Below are 18910 nucleotides of genomic sequence, written 5' to 3'. Positions count from 1 at the left end.
TCCACCATCGACCAGTTGATCTTTCGCTCTAGTTTTTCCATCCAGTCAGTCCAGGCTTGCATCGCGGCTTCCATATCCGCAGGTGTAGTGTTTGTTGCCCATTCTGGATCGCCACCAACATAAATCAACATGTAATTACTCATTGTTTTCTCCTTGTTAAATACACTTTTATTGTTAGAACTAACCTGAATCAGTTAGCTACTAACTAGACGAACCAAACTTTCGCGCGAGGACACTTTTTCTAAAAAAAATCGATTTTTTTATTTTTTCTTTAATTTTCTAGCTTCTTGAACAAATAGGCTATTGCGCTCATCTGTACTTTTACCTGCAATTCCGTAAAATCCACCGCTCACTGTTACTATGAGTATATAAGCGAATATGTCTTCTGCTGTTTCTTACTTCACCCGATTCCAGTCATCCATTGAAGGCTATTCCCTACCCGAACGGTTTACGTTTCCGTTTTACTACCAACCTCATCCGCTTTGTGAACTGGCTTCGCAGGAGCTTCAGGCGCATATTCAAACTCAAACCGACTGGGAACACGACTTTGGGTTGGGCGACGATCCATCTACTGGCAAAGGCAAAATGTTCGGTATTCTGCTGGTTCAGAATGAACTTGGCGAACTGGGCTATTTGTCGGCATTTTCCGGCAAAGTAGCGGATAGCAACCATCTTCCGGGGTTTGTTCCACCAGTATACGATTGGCTGGCAGACGACAGCTTCGTTCAGGCTGAAATGGATGAAGTGACCAAGGTAAACGCCCAAGTGGATGCACTTAAGGTGAATCCCGACTTTGACGTGCTCACTGAAAGCCTGTCAGAACTCAAAAAGCAATCAGAGGTCGAGCTTGAAAAGCAGCGCCAGAAAATGATTGCCGGACGAGCCAACAGAAAAGCTCTAAGAGCCGAAGCAGAAAACACTCTGAAAGGTGACGAACTGGATTCGCTCAAGGAAGAACTTGGCAAACAGAGCGTTGCGGAAAAGAACCAACAGAAATATCTGAAACTCGAATGGCAACAACGAATTGATGAAGTGCAGCAGAAGTTAGACGCCCTAACTGCCGAACTGGAAGCATTGAAAGAAAAACGCAAAGCGCTGTCTGCCGCACTGCAAAACAAGCTGTTTGATCAGTACCGCTTCTTAAATCAGGCGGGTGACGAAAAGTCACTGCTCGATATATTCTCTCAGACGACCAACCCAATTCCACCCGCCGGCTCTGGCGAATGCGCTGCACCTAAACTTTTGCATTACGCGTTTGCTAACCAGTTAAAGCCTGTGGCTATTGCGGAATTTTGGTGGGGTGTTTCGCCAAAATCAGAAGTTCGACAGCATAAAAAATACTACCCAGCCTGCCAAAGCAAGTGTCACCCGATTTTAGGTCACATGCTGGAAGGCATAGAGATGGATGAAAACCCACTGCTAAAAAACCCGGCAGAAGGGAAAGAAATCGACATCCTCTATCAGGACGAAGCCATCGTTGTCGTCAACAAGCCTTCAGAGTTTCTCTCTGTACCCGGTCGTTTTATTCAGGATTCGGTTTACCACCGCTTGCAAGAACGTTTCCCTGATGTAGAAGGCCCGTTTGTGATTCATCGGCTCGACATGTCTACCTCTGGCATTCTGGTTTTTGCTTTGACTAAGCGAGCAAACAAAAGCCTGCAAAAGCAGTTCATTACCCGACATGTTCAAAAGCGATATGTGGCACTAATAGAAGGCTCACCCGAAAGCGACAATGGAGAAATTCATCTGCCGATGCGTGGTGATCCTGACGATCGCCCTCGCCAGCTCGTCTGCTATGAACACGGAAAGCCCGCCGAAACTAAATGGGAAGTACTAGAGCGAATCGGGTCGCGCACTAAAGTCCGCTTATACCCTAAAACCGGACGAACCCACCAGCTCAGAGTTCATTGTGCTCACCAGCAAGGGCTGCATATGCCAATCGTCGGTGACGATCTCTATGGCATTAAAGAGAACCGCCTTCACTTGCACGCCGAATGGCTTGCTTTTGATCACCCATACTCCAAAGAACCCATGGAGTTTCAGGTTGATGCTGACTTTTAAACCTTTACCTAATTGTTTCTTTCGGAACAGGCTTCTTAAGTTTGTGAAAAACCTCTGATTATTAGGGATTTAAAGCCTATACAGTATGTTCAATGTTTATAATCCAACCAAACAAGTTGCATGGAAGATACTGTGTCATCAGAAGAAATCGAAGGGCGTCGCCCGTTAAAAGTTCGCCAGGTTGGGATCAGCAGGAAAATCGCTGCCTGGCTTGCCCGCCGTTCCGTTACGCCTAATCAAATTTCTATCGCCAGTGTTGTGTTTTCAGCATTGGCTTCCGCCGCTTTAATTGCTCAATCTTTTGCGCCTCAAACATGGCTGGTTAACACGTTATTAGTTTGTGTTGCTCTGTTTATTCAGTGTCGCCTGCTTTGCAATCTGTTTGACGGCATGGTGGCAGTAGAAGGCGGTAAAAGTACACCTTCTGGCGAACTGTTTAACGACATTCCCGACCGCGTCGCTGATTCCCTTATTTTCATTGCTCTGGGTTATTCCCTTACCCAGCTTTACCCATACGCGATTCACTTGGGTTGGCTCGCGGCATTGCTGGCAGTTGGAACGGCTTATGTTCGTACCCTCGCCACCGCAATCGGCAGCAAAACCGATTTTCGTGGACCAATGGCAAAACAGCACAGAATGGCGCTGGTGACATTTGGGTCGATTGCCACCATTTTGGAGCAAATCTGGCTGCCACAAGGGGCTGTTTTCCTAACCGTTTTGGTGCTAGTCAATTTGGGTTGCGTAATCACCTTAGTAAGAAGAGCACACGCCGCCTATCGGTATCTGGAGAATCAGCCACAAAGTACGGCACGACAAGAAAATAGCGTAGAGGAACAATAATGTTTGGTATTCCTCAACACTCCTTCTACGTCATGGCGTTAGTGCTGGCGCTACTCTGCATAGGCACCTTGGTTTGCTGGTTTAAACAGGTGAAACACCCCGACAAAGACTATACGGAGCTGAGCCAACGCATCACCTCTTGGTGGTGGATAATTGGATTGGTGTTCTTTGTTCTTATCCTAAGTAAAAATGCTGCCATCGCCTTTTTTGGTTTTGTAAGTTTTCTGGCACTAAAAGAATTCCTGTCGATCATTCCCACTCGATTGGCTGACCGCCGAGTGATTTTATGGGCTTACATTGCCATCCCACTTCAGTATCTCTGGGTGGGTTATGAATGGTACGGAATGTTCCTGATCTTCATTCCGGTGTATGTCTTCCTGTTTCTGCCTATGCGAATGGTTTTGCTGGGCGACACTAAAGGGTTTATCCACTCTGCTGGTGTCATCCACTGGGCAATGATGCTTACGGTTCTGTGTATCAGTCACATTGCCTACCTGTTGGTTCTGCCAGTTAAGAACCCAGAAGCGGGTCATATTGGTCCTATCCTGTTTCTGCTGTTTATGACTCAATTGAATGACGTCTCGCAGTATGTCTGGGGGAAATCTCTGGGTAAGCACAAAATTGTTCCCAAAGTCAGCCCCAACAAAACATGGGAAGGATTTATTGGAGGCGTGGTCACCATCTCGTTGATGAGCGCATTAATCGCACCGTTTTTGACGCCGTTTTCTCATGCTCAGGGGTTGCTGGCAGGTGCCTTGATTGCCTTCTCTGGCTTTGTTGGGGATCTGGTGATTTCTTCAGTGAAGCGTGATTTGCAAATCAAAGACAGCGGTACTCTGATTCCGGGTCATGGTGGTGTTCTTGATCGGCTTGATAGCCTCACCTTCACCTCCCCGCTGTTTTTCCATCTGCTCTACTACCTTCATTACTAACAAGGAACAAAGAAGATGAACCGACTAATAAAAGTATTGTTCTTTGCTCTGGTAGTGAAGCCGTTTGTGCTGGTGGTGATTGGCTTGAACACCAGAGGAAGGGAAAACCTGCCGGGTCAGGGAGGATATGTGGTGATTGCCAATCACAATAGCCACCTGGATACCTTAGTGCTCATGAGCCTGTTCCCTCTTTCACAAATTCACAAAATCCGACCTGTTGCCGCTGCCGATTATTTTCTCGAACAAGGTGGATTCAAAGCTTGGTTTGCTAACGTTTGTATTGGCATTCTGGCTCTGGACAGGCAAGGAAAGTCCGACAGAAACGCTCTGTTCGACGAGTGCCACAAAGCCATTCATAACGGCGACATTCTCATTCTTTTTCCTGAGGGAAGCAGAGGCAACCCAGAAGAATTCAGCGAGTTGAAAAAAGGGATATTCTATCTGGTGGATCAGCACCCCGAGACGTCTATCATCCCTGTAATGATGCACGGTTTGGGCAAAGCGATGCCAAAAGGCAGCAAGATTCCCGTACCCTTTAACTGTGACTGCATCATCGGAGAGCCTCTTCCTAGGTCTGACAGTGCGGATACGTTTCTGGATACCATTATCGAGTCCTTTACAGAGCTGTCAGAGCACTGCCTGACTCGAGACAAAAACAAAGCACTGGAATTCAACCAACCGGACTTAGTGGTTAAAACGGAAAGGCTCATGATTCGCCCTGTCGCACCCGAAGATAAAGAAGACTTACTCGGTTACCTTTCCAACCCGAATGTTGCTCAATATCTACCAGATGGCATTTATGACGAAGCCAAAGTTGACGCCTGGCTGGAGGAGCAACTGGAAACATCTCCTGTCGCCTACTCTTTAATTGAAAACAAGAGCGATACCGCAATCGGGCATATTCATTTCCACCCCACTTTTAACGACTACACCTATGAAATTGGCTGGGTGATTCATCCAGACTCGCAAAAGAAAGGATATGCGTTCGAAGCGGCGAAAGCGCTGATGGAACATGGCTTTGCCAAAATGAATATTCAACGTATCGTCGCGACGTGCCAGCCAGAAAATACTGCCTCTTATCAGCTAATGGAAAAGCTTGGAATGCGCCGTGAAGGACACTTTAAACAGTGTATTCAGCGCTCGAACGGAGAATGGTGGGACGAGTATTTTTACGCCATATTAAAAACGGAAATGTGAGGCATTGCCTCAAACTTCATCGTTCCACAGGAGTATATTATGTACAGCAAGCCTTCCAACTATGAAGACTTGCTGTATACAACTCAAGGACTGAGACGATGAAAAAGTTATATCCCGATTTATGGCAAACCGCCCTTTATGACGGTGGAATGGTTAACAGCTACGCTTATCTTTTGACACGCCCGAACGGCAATATTCTTTTTTACAATACTGGCGATAACGACGAGCTACAGCATATTGAAGAACTTGGCGGTATCCGCTATCAACTGCTTACTCACCGAGATGAAGCAGGACCTTCTCTAGAGAGAATTCGAAAACGATTTAACTCTCAACTCCTCTATTCTGAAGCTGAATCCGATGCCATCAGCCAGTATGCAAAGGCAGAGCAGCTTTTAGAATTAAAAGACACAAGGTTTGAAGATATTGAAGTGCTGTTCACTCCGGGTCATACCGATGGCAGCGTATGTTATATCTATCACTCTCCCCATGGACAAACCTATTTGTTTACAGGTGATACGTTTTTCCAATGGGATGGTCGCTGGACGACATTCATTATCCACAGCTTTGGCGGAAGCGAAGATTCAGCAATTCAAAGCCTGAAGAAACTTCGCTCCGTAAAACCCAACGTGGTAATGAGCAGCGGATTTATAGGAAAAATTGGCTTAGTCGAACCCACTTACGACGAGTGGGTATCAGCTATCGACGGTGAAATTGACCAGCTTAAATTACACATCGATTCCCTCTAATTTAAGCAGAGCTTGCTTGCGCTCCAAGCCGCCCGCGTAGCCCGTCAGCTTACCGCTTTTTCCAATCACCCGATGGCAAGGCACGATCACTGATATCGGGTTTTTGCCATTCGCCAGCCCTACAGCCCTTACGGCTTTAGGATTGCCTATGGCATTGGCAAGCTCCTGATAACTCCAGGTTTCACCAAAAGGAATGGTGGTCAGCGCTTTCCAGACTTGTTTCTGAAAGTCTGTACCCTTCGCAGCCAATGGCACGTCGAAAGACTGCCTGTTGCCGTCGAAATATTCCGTAAGCTCGGCGCTGGCTTGTTTCAAGACGGGATGACTAGCGTACTCAGTTCCGAGTTCATCCGGTTTGGTGGTGCAGGTTTCAAACCAAATGCCTAATAATCCTTCTTCATTGGCTTGTAGGGTCACGTCGCCAAGTTTGCTTGGCATAATGGTGTATACGTTAGTGTTTTTCATAATGGTGTATTCCAGCAATGTAAGGTAGCGTAACTTCCCCAAGGGGCAACATTTTCTTGCGTCATATCCGGATGGTGTTCCATCGCTTTTTTAACCACCAGATCTCCGGATAAAAAACAGTCGGTTAGTGATTGCCCTCTTAACTGGGCATAGTTAATTGTCCAAGGTCCTACCCCTTTTATCTCGATCCACTCTTTAGGGTCGGCATCGGGGTGTTCAACAATGTAGTGGGCAAATCGATGTAGAGTTTCTTTTCGGCTATTCGGCATTTTCAGAAAACTTAAATCCGCCTCTGCAACTTGTTCTGGCGTGGGAAAATATAATTTGTCAGAAATGCCATTCAACGTTGAAACCAGAAGGTTCAGCTGACCAATCGCCGCTTTCACGGATACCTGTTGTCCTAAAATGGCACGAACGCCTGCTTCCCAAGGGCTCCAGACTCCGGGAATTCGAATACCCGATTCCTGAACCAAGGTTGGGGCTGCTTTGCTAAGGTGTTGCTCAACTTCCGATATGTTGACATCCAGATCGAACATTCTTCTCAACTTAAGCACCAGCGGTTTTAAGTCTGTAATCTCTTCCAATTCAAACTCAACCTGCATGAGCTGTTTTGATTCTACCGTCGCCTTAAACCAGCCCTTGTGACCATTGAGTTCAAAATGACGAGCATAGAAATTATCACCGACGTCCTCAACTCCGTGTATTGCCCGCATGCGGTAGAAATTGAGCATATGCTCCCAATGCAGCGGGACTTTAAAACACAGCCGAACCTGATTGGTTTGTGCTTCCATGTCTTCTGATTTTCTCACTTGTGACGGAGTAAGTTTTAGCAGCGTTTTAAATGCATCATTAAAACGTCGAACACTGTTAAAGCCACTGGCAAAAGCGATGTCGCTGACACTCACAGAGCTTTCGTGCAGCAACTGCTTAGCGAACATCAACTGATGATACTGGGCATATTGTTTTGGTGACATGCCCAGATACTTATCAAAAAGCTTCCGCAGATACCGGTCTGAGATACCTAAACGATCTGAGAGCCCCGTTATCCCGTGAGTTTGCAACGCGCCTTGCTCGATCAGTTTGATTGCTCTCTGGAACGACGTTTCTGCGCCTTTCCATGCCCATGAACTGGGTGCACTATCTGGTCGGCAACGCAAGCAAGGTCGGTATCCCGCCTGTAGCGCCTGCGCCTGATCGAAGTAATAAGTCACATTTTTTTCTTGTGGCAGATTCGCAGGACAAATTGGGCGGCAGAATATGCCAGTGGTTTTCACGGCCACAAAAAATCGACCGTCAAATCGATGGTCCCGTGCCATTCTGGCTTTCTTACACTCTTCGATGGTTAAGGGCTGAATGTCCATTTACCTGATTTCCTTTAACTGCTTGAAGCCAGTGTACGCCATTTATCAACTTAAACTAGCCATTTTCGGAACCAAATGGATACGAGAATTTTACACTCCATACACAGATTGCTTATTTCCCGTGAAGTGAATCCTAAATTACAAAATTGCATTCGCTAACCTTAATGTTCAACTAGTTGATATGAATACTCAGTGATACATTCTGACCACCATAACTATATAAGAAACGAGTATTTTTTTATGAAAATCAAAAACAACCTCCTCGCCATGATGATCAGTGCAACAGTTGCTGCACCTGCTTTTGCTTCCACTATCGAGGTTTCTGACCCACTTCTGAATACCTCTTTCCCATCTGCTTCAGGTGTGGTTGTAGAAGGCGACAAACTCTTTGCCGTAGGAGACGACTCGCCTTGGCTTTACAACATGGATTTGGATTTCAATATTCTGAGTCAGGATTTGATCAAGCATTACCCGATTGGTGATAACGGGCGAATCCTGAAAAAAGTGAAACCAGACTACGAAGCGATGGAGGCAATGGACATTAATGAGCGCCCTTCTCTGGTTGTACTTGGCTCTGGTAGCAAAGCCGACGTACGTGAGTGGGCTTACATTATCAGCCAGGATAAAGGCGTGAAAATTGAGCGTTATCTGGCGCCGCTTTACAAGCAGCTTTATCGCGCGAGCGGCTTTAGTGGTAACCAGGAGCTTAACATTGAAGGCTTGGCGGTATCAGAAGATACGGCATACATCTTCAACCGTGGGAACGGTGGTTCCAACATTATCTTCGGTATGCCGTTAGTTGAGTTTGAAGAGTACCTACTGGGTAAGCAAGACGCGATCGAAGAGTTAAGTACTTACCACGTTACCCTGCCTAATGTTCAAGGCTTTGAAGCGGGTCTGTCTGGCGCTACTTATTGGAATGAAACCGATAGTCTTGTGTTTACCGCATCGGTCGAGGCAACGGGCGACGCTTACAACGATGGCGAAATTCTTGGTAGCTTCGTTGGCTACGTGCCTGTAGGTAAACTTAGCGAAAGCAAATCTACAGACTTAAGCAGCTACGCAAAATCCATCGACAAAAATGGCAAGCCTGTCATCACAAAGGTTGAATCTGTTTCCATCACCGTAAGCACACCAGAATCTATTCGTGGTGTACTGGCAAGCGACAATGATGATGGCACCAGTGAATTCTTCTCCTTCTCACTGACCAAATAGCCCTCTTTGATTAAAGCCGTTGACGTTTTATTTCGTCAACGGTTTTATTGATAATCCAGAAACAAAATCAGCTCAAATAATTTCACCTAAAGCTCATTTCTTTTCTTTCAATCGCGAGGCGAATTGACCTTCATGCCGAATGTATCAATTCGAAATCTCTCATTGCCGATTGTGATTAAATTCATATTTTTATTTATTTAACAATACCTTTTGCTTCATCGACTGGTGAGTTTTGGAACGCAGTGCTAAATTTCAGCGATATGCATTCAAACACATCAAGGATTTAATGTGAAAAAAGGACTTCTACTCACAGCTCTCAGTCTGGCTATTCCTTTCACGGCTTCTTCCGCGGAACTTACCGTCACAGTACCAAAACAAAATACAGAGTTTCCTTCCGCATCCGGCATCGTTTATACCGAAGATATGGTTTATGCCGTTGGCGACGACTCCCCATGGCTTTACAAGATTGGACTCAATTTCCGAATTGCCGATAAGGATCTGATCAAGCACTACCCCGTTCAAGACAATGGTCGAATCGTGAAGAAGGTGAAGCCCGATTTTGAGGCGATGGAATTGCTCGACATCAACGGCAAGCCTTCTTTTGTCATGTTGGGATCTGGTAGCAAAGCTGGCGTTCGCGAGTGGGCATTTGTCGTCAGCCAGGATAAAGCGTTAAGAATCGAAAGATCATTAGAGCCTCTATACGCACAGCTTTACCGAGCAAGCCGCGATTTTGGAGTCGAGGAACTTAATATTGAAGGGCTTGCCGCTTCAAATGGGACGATTTTTATTCTCAACCGCGGTAACGGCGGTTCCAACGTTATTTTTACCGTCCCCACACAGCAGTTTGAAGATTACCTGACAGGCAAAACAGATGAGATCGCTAACCTCGGAGTCAACAAAATTCAGTTACCGGAAGTGGGTGGATTTGAAGCGGGCTTGTCTGGTGCAACCTATTGGGAACAGACCGACAGACTGGTCTTTACTGCTTCGGTAGAAGCAACTGGTGATGCTTACAACGATGGTGAAATTCTTGGCAGCTTTGTCGGATCATTTCCGATCAATCAACTGGAGTCAGGAACCACACTCGACCTAACCAAAGTGGCAAAACCGGTATCCATCAGAGGTAAGCAGGTGATTACTAAAGTTGAGTCGGTTTCTCTTACAACCAGCGACCAGCTTGCTGTTAAAGGTGTATTAGCCAGTGATAATGACGATGGCACCAGTGAGTTCTTTAAATTCCGCCTGACTCAATAACGTCTCCTATAGCCCAGAGTTTCTACAATACTCTGGTTATAACAAAAGAGCCTCCATATGGAGGCTCTTTACTTTCTGCATCTATTCAGCTTAATTCTTACCGCGACGCGCTTTGATTCGATTCATCATAGACAAACGACGCTCAGCAGACGCCTGATCTTTTGGTTCGTCTGGGTTATTAGTACGCCCGCGACGATGTTTGAACGCATCTTTGCTGTTAAGCTTCTGAACGTAAGCATCGCGACGTTTTGGTTCGTAACCCGGTTGTTCAACGCGGCGGATACGTTGTTTGATTAGGTTTTCTACCTGAACCAGAGTCAGTTCTTCTTCACGACTTACAAAAGAAACCGCATGCCCTTGTTTGCCAGCGCGACCTGTACGACCAATACGGTGCACATAGTCTTCCGCAAGAAACGGCATGTCGTAGTTGATTACATGAGGCAGGCTTTCAATATCGAGACCACGAGCAGCAACGTCTGTTGCAACCATCACTCGTGCTTTACCTTCTTTAAACTCATCTAACGCACGGCGACGAGCACTTTGCGCCTTATCGCCATGGCAAAGTACCGCTTTAATGCCATCGAGTTTCAGTTCTTTAACGATTTCGTTTGCCGTTTCTTTGTAGTTCACAAACACCAGCACCTGTTGCCAGTTTTTGCGACCAATCAGTTCAGAAAGCAGCTCTGTTTTACGTTCCTGATCCACTGGGTATACAACGTGTGCAACAGTCGCTGCCGTTGAATTCTCGCTGTCTACGCTAATGCGCTTTGGCTTACGAAGAATGTCGCTTGCAAGCTGATTAAGCTGGCTAGATGTTGTCGCAGAGAACATCATGATTTGTGGTGCAGTTTCCACTTCCATCATGATTTCACGTACCGCGTTAATGAAGCCCATATCAAGGATTCGGTCAGCTTCATCAAACACAAGGAACTCAAGGTTTGCAACCGACACATTGCCTTCGCTCATGTGTTCGCTCAAACGACCCGGAGTTGCAACCAGAATATCGACACCCTTTTCAAGCTGACGAACCTGAGAAGACATTTTGTTACCGCCGTACACCGCGGCAACATTGAGATCTGTGTACTTGGTGTATGCCTTGATGTTATCGGCAATTTGAGCAGCCAGTTCACGAGTCGGAGCCAGAATAAGCCCACGTGCTGTGCCTTTTGATGGCGACTTGCCAGAATCCAGAAGGTGCTGAATCACAGGCAAAGAGAATGCAGCCGTTTTACCTGTTCCTGTTTGAGCAGTTGCAAAAATATCGTGCCCTTTTCGCGCCATAGGAATGGCTTTTTGCTGAATAGGGGTGAGTTTTTCGTAACCGATTTCAGTAAGTGCTTTCGCTACTTCAGGAGCGAAACCTTGAGAAGAAAATGACATTGAAGCAAGGTCCTTAGATCAGACAACCTTTGATGACAAGCTGTCGTCTCTCGACGATAGCCAGCCAAGACTGGTACATAAATTTCAATTAGCGGCATAGTATACCCAAGTCACCTAAAGATGCTAGGTTCTACAAGTATATGTGCATTAGATTTGTACGCAGTGATTCTAGTTGAACGCCTAAAAAGAAAAACCGGTCTTATGACCGGTTAAATAGTTTTTAATGCGAATTGGAATTAGTGAGTCGACGACAAATAAGGACCGTTATCAATACTGTTGAACCAAACGAGATGCTTTAAATCGGTCGAATTCTGACTCGACCGGATTTTTACGTTTTTTCCGACCAAAGCCTGCGCCTTCGAATACACTTGTTCTGCGCTTTCCTGATAAGTGGCGATACTCATTTTAAGCTGGCGTCCCTCTTCATTGGAAACCCAAACAAAGCGGTCATCTTTAGAGACACTCTTCAAAACACCAAAATTATTCCAACTGTTGTTACTCATAACCTATCCTTTCTTGTTTTTTTAGTTTCGTATCGAATCTTCCTTTTTCAATGTAATGCCAGTTATTGATTTAGTAGTCAGGCTATACAAAGGACTGAATATTAAATATGCAACCAATATTCAGAAATAACAAGGCGAAGTTCTTATCAATTATGCCAAAAGATGATAAACGCTAACCCTATAAAGAATAAGGATAAATGAGCAGTTTTATTGAGACTGTTGTCAGATAAATTCCGAACCCAAATGATAAATGAGCCACGACGCTTCTGATTCTTGCCATGTTAGGTTTTGGCGTATTTTTTGCCGCTACTCCTAGCCCAAACGCTGGCTGCATAATCAGAAATGGTGCCGCCACACTCACAAACCCAGTGAATAGTGCAACAACCAAACTTGGTGATTCGGGCCACTGCGGGTAAGCACACAACATAATCCAGACAAATGCGATTCCAATGGTATAGTGTGCAACCCACCCTAATACTGTCTCACCTCGCTGTGCTGGTGTTGCCATAATTGGTGAATGCATAAACTGCCCTTTTCGCATGCACAGCATCCAACGTCCGACCCACGAATAATCCAACGATTGCAGGTTCAATAGTCTTTTTTGCAACCAGGCAAAAACATCCATAAATGCCGTTGCACCTACTCCAATCACCAGTGCCTGCAACACAATTTCTCTCATTTCCTTTTCTGTCCTTTCTTTTTGTGCAACAAAGTGATTAGATGCTACTACTTAAAGCTAACTTCAAGTCAATAACTATGTTGGATATAGGCACGGTTGCTAAACAAAGCGGTTTGAACTCATCAGCGCTGAGATATTACGAATCCATTGGGCTCATCCACTCTGCAGGAAGAAAAGGATTGCGTAGGCAATACCCAAAAGAGGTGCTTCAAAAACTGGCTTTGATTAATTTGGGTAGAAAAGCGGGTCTATCGCTGGATGAAATTCGCGGCATGTTTGATGAGTCTGGCGACCTGAATATCGACCGACAAGCCTTACTCAATAAGGTCGATGACATTGAGCGTTCCATCCGCCAGTTGATTTGCATTAAAGACAGTTTGCTTCACGTCGCCAATTGCCCGGCTAAAGATCATTTGCAGTGCCCTTCCTTTCAAAAAATGCTCAATGAGTTGTAAGCCCTTTGGCATCGACTAGCTTTTGGTATCAATGAATATTCGGTAGGTATAAAACACAAACAAATAAAGCCGAACACAGAGGTTCGGCTTTAAGTTTGTTTACCAAGCGTTAGTTAGTGAAAATGCACCAACATCTCGACTTCATCCCCTCGTTGCGGCGCGTTCAACGAGAAGTGCAAATAGCCCGCTTCTGTCACTGGGATTTGCAGGTATTCATTGCTGCCCGAATAATTAGACACGTATTCGTGCTGCTCTGCTGTTGGCCAGTAAGCTCGGCTCGCGTACAGATCGACGTTGCCATTGTTTGGCTTGTTAGCGTTTTCGGTTTTGCTAATTTTACCCGTTAGCCACACACGCACCTCTTGAACACCTTGCGGGACATAAACCGCAGCATAACGTTGTTGGTGTACCGTTAAGGTCTGTGCTTGACCAGATTCCAATACTACTGGCGCTAAGTCATCTTGCTTAGGTTTTAGTGGAGTTGGCGCTTTGGTTTCCAATGAAGCCGTTAGCGTCACCACATCAAACGCAGTTCGACCTGTTATGCTCATGTAGTAACGACCCGGTTTGATGTAACCCGATGGCTCTGGTTCAAACGCCACGATCTCATTACTGCCTGTGCCATATTGGCTGAATTCATAATCGTAGTAATGGGCTACTTTCTCAAAGCTCATATACAAATCCGCATCGCCTTGGCTGCCACCTTGGATCTTAACTTCAAAGTGAGTGGCGTTTTCTGGCACATCAACGTAGAACAACTGCTCGCTGTATGCCCCACCACTCAATACCACGCTTTGATTTGCTGCTAACGGGGTTACTTGATCCGCAGGCTCTGTCGGCTCACCCGGATTTGGGTTTGGATTAGGCTGTTCTGGTTCACCAGAAACAGAGTCTAGCCAGCGGTTAAACTCACCATTATATTGCTCACCCAATAATTGAACCTGCTTTGCCCACTCAGCAAAATCACCAGAACGAGAAAGCGCCAGTAAACGGTCTACCTCTTGCGAATGCTCTTCCAACATAAAGCGTACCGCTAAGTAACTCCAACGATAAACGCGATTCGTATCATGGGAATAAGTCGTCGCAAACACATCCGACAGGCTCATCTTTCCATCAGCAATTACACCAATCGCCGCGTCGTAGCCTTGTTTATAATGCATGTACTCAGCAAAGCCCTCCAGCCACCACACAATGTAACCATGAGCCAAGTTATCGCTGAATGAGCCATATTGGTTAAAGCGTGCATCTAGGTAGTGAACATATTCATGTTCTAGATTGAGAATTGAAAGCTCGTCACCGTTAGCGAAACGGTAGGCAACAAAACGCGCCACATTACCAGCCTGTGCCGGATCCCCTTCAAGATACTGACCACCATTATCCGTCGTGTTACCAAACAAGAAAGACGAGTAATCCACGTAACTGCCATTATTCGCAAACACCGCGACTTCGACTCGCTCGTTGTTGTCGTCCGCCACTGGCTGATGACCGGTGTTCGCCACTTGATGGAAGTCTGCCTCTTTTGCCGCTAAAACCTCGCAAGCTTCAACAGCCTGCACTTGTGTTAAATCTTGAGAGCGAATGATTGCCGGACCATCACACTCATGACGGTTAGGCAGCACGCGAGCCGCCAAATCACGTTTCGCCTGGTCTAAATCCAGACCATTCAAATGCTCTGGCGCGAAGTAGCCCATCATCTCAACCGCTGCTAACCAAAGCTTGTCGTGTTCACTTCCAAGTGGGTTTTGTTCCATCACTTGTTGCATCACACGCAGTGCCTTCTCTTTGGTTTCTTGGTCTGGGCTTGCTAATAAACGGCCAGTTTCGCGTACTGCGTTGTAAACCAAGAAGCTCGCGTCCATATTCAATGCCCAAGCGTTATCACGAGCAAACACCGCCAACGCGTCGATGTGTTGCGTGTTGCTCGCCATATAGTTGTAGAAGTCATCTCGCGCAGCGTGACCGGCCATTGCGCGAAAGAGGTTGTTAAGCCCATCCACCCACTGCGTATCTTTCGCAGTTTCACTATTGAACTGACGCAGTGCCGTAAGTTGTGCGCCCATCGTCAAGGGAAGCTGCTTTACGTTATCGACCATCAAAGTCAGGCTTTTCATCGCCCCCACTTGTTCGCGACCTTGTTCTAAAGCGTATGGGTTGGCTAAAAACGCATTAATCGACTGAGCAAAACGTTGACCTAATGCCTGTGAAAAGTCCGGCTGTTGCGCGTTATAGCGAACGTAGTAAGCAGCACGTACAAACTCACCAAGGTTTTCTAGTTTGCGCGCCTGCTCTGCCTCACCTTTGTAACCAGCAATAGCTTGGTTCAACGCAATTTGAATACGACTTAGGCTCGCTTCACTGTAAATGTCGTTGAGTGAATCAGCAGTTGCAGAGAACCAAGCGCCATAGCAATTATGGGTCGCCTCAGAGACGGCTAAAGCAAGATCGGGCGCCTGTTGAAGTTCGGGAATATCACACTGCTCTTGAGCAAAGGAAAAACTGGAAACACTGGCAAGTACACAAGCTAGCGCCAAGCGATGACGTGGAAATATACGGGTATGAGACATAACAACACTCATTAATTAGTTATATGTTTGAGGGCGCTGTTATATTCCTTATTCTCAACAAGGTGAATTAAGTTGCATAAAATTTATGAGCTCAGTTCAGGAATTAGAATATATACTCTAATTTATAAACAAACTGCTCAATATGCCGATTGCCTCTCACCTAAACGTTGCACAACCTATTGAAATAACGTAGATAAAACCCATAGATTAGAAAGAGAAAAGCCAGAAGTGAGTCTGGCTTTTGGGTGAGCAGTGCTTACCTGCGAGATTCCATTCATTCCGATTTGTCGGTACAGTACGCCCATTGAAACATAGGGTGCCTCCACAGCGCGCCATGAAATACGAAGTACAGGAAAAGAAAATGAATAACGATCTCCCGATAATTGAAACCTTAGATGAGCTTGAGCAATTTCTTATCTCTGTTGAGTCTGGCAGCCTAGGGTTGAACGGGGTTGCAGGTATTGCACTGGCGACATCCAATGCCGATGGTCGTCCGTTTGTTGCTGTGCTGGACGACAACCACCAGCTGTTGCTTGGCCGTTGGGTGTCTAGCCATGTGTACGAAAACGGGAAAGACATGGTACGCAACGGTCCAAGCCGTAAGCATTAACAAAGCAGGCATAAACAGAAAAACCGGCTAGACAGCCGGTTTTTTAATAACTCACAGAAAGCAAGAAACAAAAACAATTACTTGATGTTCTTTGCTTCGGCCAAAACGGCTGGAATAACCTGACCGAAGATCAAATTCGCCATACGTGGAGTTTCAGTTTGCGGGTAACCACCATTCATCGCGATGACCGTTCCTGTTTCTTTCTCCATCGCCAACACCTGACCATGAATACCAATCATCACAAGTACCTTATGCTCACCTAGATTCAAAACTCGATACTGGTCTTTATACCAGGCATCGCTGATCAATGCGGACTCTTTGCCTTTCTTCCATGCGGAGCGCACTTCATCATTGCCCTGCCACAACGCATCAATAAAGCCTTTTGGAATGACTTGCTCACCTAAGTAGTTTTTACCGTCATTCACAATCATCTTACCAACACGAGCCAGATCTCGTGTCGTCATATTCAAACCACCAGAAGCAACAACAAACTCCGCTGGGTCGGCCATCCAGTATGCGTTGTTTTCAGCACCCAGCTTTTTCCAAACTCTTTCTTCTAGGTAGTCAGCCAGCGTTTTCCCCGTGACTTTTTCTACTACCATACCCAGTACCTCAGTATTTGGGTCTTGGTACTGGTAAACCTCACCAGTTGGATACTTACGCTCGTCGATCAGAACTAGGTAATCTTTAATACCATTAAGCCCAGAATCGTTCTTACCATGCCATTCCTGTGACTCGGTTAACCTTGGATCCCATGATTTATGCGGTGGCGTTTTAATGGCTAAACCACTTCGCATATCAGAGACTTCCTGAACAGTAGAGCCTTCAAAAGCGGTTCCTTTGAATTGAGGAAGGTAAAACTCGACGCTCTTCGACATATCCAGCTTACCTTCGCTAACTGCAATACCCGCAAGCGTCGCAGTGAAAGACTTGGTGACCGACATATCAAGGTGCGTGGAGTCTTTTGTCAAACCGTTGAAATAGTGCTGATGAATGATCTTGTCACCCTTAATCACCACCATGGCATGATTTTTCAGGCGGTCGCGTAATATCGTATACAGACTGTGCTTGCCATCCGCGTCAACCCCTTCCAGCTTATTCAAGTCCAGCAAGTTTTCTTCAACTAAGCGTTGAGGAGGCACAGCTCCTTCACCAGCAGAAATGCTGTAGTGGCGAGTCAGTTTATAAGCGTTTGGGAAAGTCATTGCCGCAAACTCCCCCTGATCCCACGCAGAACGTTCGAGACCAAGTGATTCAGCCTGTTTAATAAATTCCACATCTTCCTGATGAAAAGTCGCGGCATTGGCACTAAACGTAAATGACATAAGTATCGCGGTGACTAAACTGCTATTTTTCATGATCTTCCCCAATTTTGGTCTTAATTATGAAACTCATTAAGCACCATTATAAGAGGGTAAACAAGTCAAACATTGTTTTACATCAAACCTTATTGCAATATCAATCAATCTATTCACTAGATGCTTGAGGCAGCAACACCAGTTTTCCTACGAAGTTTTTCCTCATAAATGCTTCTTGTGCAATTGTAATTTTACTTAACGGATACTCTTTCGAAACAATAGGTTTTATCTCTTCGCGTTCGATGTATTTGATCAGGTTTTCAAATACCGACCTATTTTGATAGGTACAACCAAAAAAGCTCAAGTCATTCAGATAGAGGGTTCTCACGTCCAATTCGACCATTGGTCCAGCTATCGCTCCTGCTACGGCATAGCGCCCGCCAACCTTTAAAATCGAGAGTAGATCACCCCAATTTTCACCAGCGACCAGATCCAAGACAACATCTACCGACTTTTCCCCCAATGACACCAGCGCACTCTGGTTTCGAGAGATGACTTCATCGGCTCCTAGCTGTTTTATCTGATCGAACTTACTTGAACTGCACTGTGCAATTACAGTAGCACCTCTGCGTTTAACCAATTGAATCGCTGCTGAGCCGACACCACCCGACGCTCCCGTTATAAAAACAGTATCCCCTGTCTTGACCTTAGCTCGTTCAATCATGTTTTCAGCCGTTGAATATGAGCACGGAAACGACGCCAACTCAGAATCAGTCATAGTACTTCGCACAGTGAATGCCTCACTAGACAAAGCGGTTGTGTATTGTGCGAAGCTCCCGTTGCATTCTGAACCAAAGGTAATGCACGTAATGTCGGATTCGGATAATTGCTGAATAGAGCGAACCAAGACACGTTCCCCTACTCTGTTTGGGTCCACTCCCTCACCAACCGCAACAATTTCTCCGCAGCAATCTGCTCCTTGGATCCTTGGAAACTGCAACGGAGCTCCCGACCAACTTGCATCACTGCTTTCTACACTTTCAAAACCTTCAATCCCACCATTGTTTGTCTGAGTAGAGACAGACTTCGAATACCAACCGATTCTGGTGTTTATGTCGGTATTGTTCACAGCACTTGCGCCAACTTTTATTAACACCTCTCCCACATCAGGTATTGGGACATAAAGATCATGACGGTATTCAAGCTTGTCTAACCCACCATGCCCGACCAACTGAACACCACTCATAGTTTTCGGTACGTTTGTGACCATTTATTTTCCTCAGCTTCTTTGCGAGTACGATTAAGTTGTAACCGCCATATGTAATTTATATACACTCATCCTAGAAC

The 18910-nt window shown here is 45.8% G+C and carries 17 protein-coding genes and 1 pseudogene; 10 read left to right on the top strand and 8 right to left on the bottom strand.

Going from position 1 to position 18910, the window contains the following annotated elements:
* Nucleotides 1-378: 378 nt before the first annotated feature.
* The 6 genes and pseudogenes from RH89_RS19780 (at nt 379) to RH89_RS19760 (ending at nt 5776) form a co-directional block, all read left to right on the top strand.
* Nucleotides 379-2061, top strand: a complete 1683-nt coding sequence (locus RH89_RS19780; RefSeq protein ID WP_004405773.1) for an RluA family pseudouridine synthase — start codon at nt 379-381, stop codon at nt 2059-2061.
* 132 nt (nt 2062-2193) lie between these two features.
* A complete protein-coding gene (locus tag RH89_RS19775) occupies nt 2194-2901 on the top strand; it encodes a CDP-alcohol phosphatidyltransferase family protein (RefSeq protein ID WP_004405771.1) in 708 nt (235 codons plus the stop codon).
* The gene (locus tag RH89_RS19770) at nt 2901-3833 is read left to right on the top strand and encodes a phosphatidate cytidylyltransferase (RefSeq protein ID WP_004405767.1); all 933 of its coding nucleotides are present in this window, start codon (nt 2901-2903) and stop codon (nt 3831-3833) included. Before RH89_RS19775 ends, RH89_RS19770 begins: the two co-directional genes overlap by 1 nt.
* A 15-nt stretch (nt 3834-3848) precedes the next feature.
* Nucleotides 3849-4481, top strand: a pseudogene (locus RH89_RS30435) (lysophospholipid acyltransferase family protein); the annotation flags it as partial.
* A 60-nt stretch (nt 4482-4541) separates the two neighbouring features.
* On the top strand, nt 4542-5030 hold the full coding sequence (locus RH89_RS30430) for a GNAT family N-acetyltransferase (protein WP_080564047.1): 489 nt from the start codon (nt 4542-4544) through the stop codon (nt 5028-5030).
* 98 nt (nt 5031-5128) lie between these two features.
* Entirely contained in the window at nt 5129-5776 is a 648-nt protein-coding gene (locus RH89_RS19760) for an MBL fold metallo-hydrolase (RefSeq protein ID WP_004405764.1), read from the top strand.
* Here the strand turns inward: RH89_RS19760 and RH89_RS19755 are convergent.
* Nucleotides 5756-6241: a methylated-DNA--[protein]-cysteine S-methyltransferase gene (locus tag RH89_RS19755; RefSeq protein ID WP_004405763.1), complete on the bottom strand. Its 486-nt coding sequence runs from the start codon at nt 6239-6241 to the stop codon at nt 5756-5758. The genes RH89_RS19760 and RH89_RS19755 overlap by 21 nt on opposite strands.
* Nucleotides 6238-7602 carry a DNA-3-methyladenine glycosylase 2 family protein gene (locus RH89_RS19750; protein ID WP_004405762.1) on the bottom strand — a complete coding sequence of 455 codons (1365 nt, stop codon included), beginning with the start codon at nt 7600-7602 and terminating at the stop codon, nt 6238-6240. The genes RH89_RS19755 and RH89_RS19750 overlap by 4 nt, the downstream gene beginning before the upstream one ends.
* A 240-nt stretch (nt 7603-7842) precedes the next feature.
* Here RH89_RS19750 and RH89_RS19745 point away from each other — a divergent pair, with 240 nt between their 5' ends.
* The gene (locus RH89_RS19745; RefSeq protein WP_004405760.1) at nt 7843-8817 is read left to right on the top strand and encodes a DUF6929 family protein; all 975 of its coding nucleotides are present in this window, start codon (nt 7843-7845) and stop codon (nt 8815-8817) included.
* A 288-nt stretch (nt 8818-9105) separates the two neighbouring features.
* The gene (locus RH89_RS19740; protein ID WP_004405759.1) at nt 9106-10074 is read left to right on the top strand and encodes a DUF6929 family protein; all 969 of its coding nucleotides are present in this window, start codon (nt 9106-9108) and stop codon (nt 10072-10074) included.
* Nucleotides 10075-10164: 90 nt separating this feature from the next.
* Here RH89_RS19740 and RH89_RS19735 read toward each other — a convergent pair whose 3' ends face one another.
* From RH89_RS19735 to RH89_RS19725, 3 genes are all read right to left on the bottom strand, one after another.
* Entirely contained in the window at nt 10165-11454 is a 1290-nt protein-coding gene (locus RH89_RS19735) for a DEAD/DEAH box helicase (protein WP_004405758.1), read from the bottom strand.
* Between the two features lie 236 nt (nt 11455-11690).
* Complete coding sequence (locus tag RH89_RS19730; RefSeq protein WP_004405757.1) at nt 11691-11957, bottom strand: hypothetical protein; 267 nt, start codon at nt 11955-11957, stop codon at nt 11691-11693.
* A gap of 178 nt (nt 11958-12135) precedes the next feature.
* The gene (locus tag RH89_RS19725) at nt 12136-12636 is read right to left on the bottom strand and encodes a DUF2938 family protein (RefSeq protein ID WP_004405756.1); all 501 of its coding nucleotides are present in this window, start codon (nt 12634-12636) and stop codon (nt 12136-12138) included.
* A 41-nt stretch (nt 12637-12677) separates the two neighbouring features.
* On the opposite strand from RH89_RS19725, the gene RH89_RS19720 reads away from it, so the two are divergent.
* A complete protein-coding gene (locus RH89_RS19720) occupies nt 12678-13091 on the top strand; it encodes a helix-turn-helix domain-containing protein (RefSeq protein ID WP_244410430.1) in 414 nt (137 codons plus the stop codon).
* A 113-nt stretch (nt 13092-13204) separates the two neighbouring features.
* Here the strand turns inward: RH89_RS19720 and RH89_RS19715 are convergent, their stop codons facing one another.
* A complete protein-coding gene (locus RH89_RS19715) occupies nt 13205-15655 on the bottom strand; it encodes a M9 family metallopeptidase (RefSeq protein WP_004405754.1) in 2451 nt (816 codons plus the stop codon).
* Between the two features lie 361 nt (nt 15656-16016).
* Here RH89_RS19715 and RH89_RS19710 point away from each other — a divergent pair, with 361 nt between their 5' ends.
* Nucleotides 16017-16265, top strand: coding sequence for a hypothetical protein (locus RH89_RS19710; protein ID WP_004405752.1), 249 nt, complete (start codon nt 16017-16019; stop codon nt 16263-16265).
* Nucleotides 16266-16342: 77 nt separating this feature from the next.
* Here the strand turns inward: RH89_RS19710 and RH89_RS19705 are convergent, their stop codons facing one another.
* Together RH89_RS19705 and RH89_RS19700 are read right to left on the bottom strand one after the other, a co-directional pair.
* Nucleotides 16343-17623, bottom strand: a complete 1281-nt coding sequence (locus RH89_RS19705) for a serine hydrolase domain-containing protein (protein WP_004405751.1) — start codon at nt 17621-17623, stop codon at nt 16343-16345.
* A 109-nt stretch (nt 17624-17732) separates the two neighbouring features.
* Nucleotides 17733-18833, bottom strand: coding sequence for an alcohol dehydrogenase family protein (locus RH89_RS19700; RefSeq protein ID WP_004405748.1), 1101 nt, complete (start codon nt 18831-18833; stop codon nt 17733-17735).
* Nucleotides 18834-18910: the final 77 nt, after the last annotated feature.

Source organism: Vibrio nigripulchritudo ATCC 27043, from assembly GCF_000222685.1.
Lineage (GTDB): Bacteria > Pseudomonadota > Gammaproteobacteria > Enterobacterales > Vibrionaceae > Vibrio > Vibrio nigripulchritudo.
The sequence above is the reverse complement of the archived record's forward strand: the minus strand, read 5'-3'. Positions and strand labels throughout refer to the sequence as shown.

Coding starts and splice junctions, on each gene's coding strand:
- RH89_RS19780 (WP_004405773.1), top strand. CDS start 379: ATGTCTTCTGCTGTTTCTTACTTCACCCGATTCCAGTCATCCATTGAA.
- RH89_RS19770 (WP_004405767.1), top strand. CDS start 2,901: ATGTTTGGTATTCCTCAACACTCCTTCTACGTCATGGCGTTAGTGCTG.
- RH89_RS30430 (WP_080564047.1), top strand. CDS start 4,542: ATGATTCGCCCTGTCGCACCCGAAGATAAAGAAGACTTACTCGGTTAC.
- RH89_RS19760 (WP_004405764.1), top strand. CDS start 5,129: ATGAAAAAGTTATATCCCGATTTATGGCAAACCGCCCTTTATGACGGT.
- RH89_RS19755 (WP_004405763.1), bottom strand. CDS start 6,241: ATGAAAAACACTAACGTATACACCATTATGCCAAGCAAACTTGGCGAC.
- RH89_RS19750 (WP_004405762.1), bottom strand. CDS start 7,602: ATGGACATTCAGCCCTTAACCATCGAAGAGTGTAAGAAAGCCAGAATG.
- RH89_RS19745 (WP_004405760.1), top strand. CDS start 7,843: ATGAAAATCAAAAACAACCTCCTCGCCATGATGATCAGTGCAACAGTT.
- RH89_RS19735 (WP_004405758.1), bottom strand. CDS start 11,454: ATGTCATTTTCTTCTCAAGGTTTCGCTCCTGAAGTAGCGAAAGCACTT.
- RH89_RS19730 (WP_004405757.1), bottom strand. CDS start 11,957: ATGAGTAACAACAGTTGGAATAATTTTGGTGTTTTGAAGAGTGTCTCT.
- RH89_RS19725 (WP_004405756.1), bottom strand. CDS start 12,636: ATGAGAGAAATTGTGTTGCAGGCACTGGTGATTGGAGTAGGTGCAACG.
- RH89_RS19720 (WP_244410430.1), top strand. CDS start 12,678: ATGCTACTACTTAAAGCTAACTTCAAGTCAATAACTATGTTGGATATA.
- RH89_RS19715 (WP_004405754.1), bottom strand. CDS start 15,655: ATGTCTCATACCCGTATATTTCCACGTCATCGCTTGGCGCTAGCTTGT.
- RH89_RS19710 (WP_004405752.1), top strand. CDS start 16,017: ATGAATAACGATCTCCCGATAATTGAAACCTTAGATGAGCTTGAGCAA.
- RH89_RS19705 (WP_004405751.1), bottom strand. CDS start 17,623: ATGAAAAATAGCAGTTTAGTCACCGCGATACTTATGTCATTTACGTTT.
- RH89_RS19700 (WP_004405748.1), bottom strand. CDS start 18,833: ATGGTCACAAACGTACCGAAAACTATGAGTGGTGTTCAGTTGGTCGGG.